Origin of the sequence: Pseudonocardia sp. SID8383, assembly GCF_009864975.1 — a bacterium.
Classification (GTDB): Bacteria; Actinomycetota; Actinomycetes; order Mycobacteriales; family Pseudonocardiaceae; genus Pseudonocardia; species Pseudonocardia alni.
In genome coordinates this window covers 1-668 of sequence record NZ_WWFY01000737.1, presented here as the reverse complement: position 1 = coordinate 668, position 668 = coordinate 1, and the positions used below count along the sequence as shown (strand labels likewise).

The window sequence follows — 668 nt, the reverse complement described above, 5'->3', positions numbered from 1 at the left end:
CGACGCCCTGGTCGTCGTGTCCGGCTGGCAGCACGCCGCGACGACGGTCCGCGACACCGCCCGCGCGGCGCAGACCACGCCGACCGCGCTCGGCGGGACCTACCTCGCGCCGTGGCTGCTGACCGGGGGAGTGCTCGGGCAGAGCCCGGGCACCCTGCTCCCGCTGGACTTCGGCCCGCAGGAACAGGTCCCGCAGCGCTACGTGCGGACGCTCGCCGCCGTCGCACCGGGATCCGCCCCGTCGCTGTCGGGGCTGCGCACCTGGGCGGCGACGACCGGAGAGGCCTACACCGACCCGGCACCGGCTCTGTACGGTGCCGCCCCGGTGAGCGTGCCGATGACCGCCGCCGACGACGACGGCGGGCACCACGGTGCCCCCAACGAGGCCGCCTGGTTCCCGGGCGGCGCGATCGTCCGGATCGGCTCCGCGCTGACCGGGCCCGGGCGGGCGGACACCGACCCCGGGACCGGCGCCCCCGCCGGACCCACCCCCTGACCAGCACCACCCACGAGGAGGCTCCCGTGTCGATCACGAAGGACCCGCCCGGCCGGTCGCCGGGCACACTGGCCCGCGCGTTGCGCGAGCTGCCCGGCAGCGGGCGCACCGCGTTCGGGCCGCAGGACCGCGCCGCCGCCCCGCCGCAGTGGCGGGTCGTCGCCGTCGGCCT

1 pseudogene is annotated in these 668 nt (G+C 78.6%); it reads left to right on the top strand.

Annotated features, from left to right (window positions below):
- Positions 1–496 (top strand): annotated as a pseudogene (locus GTW08_RS17715) (hypothetical protein); the annotation flags it as partial.
- Positions 497–668 lie beyond the last annotated feature (172 nt).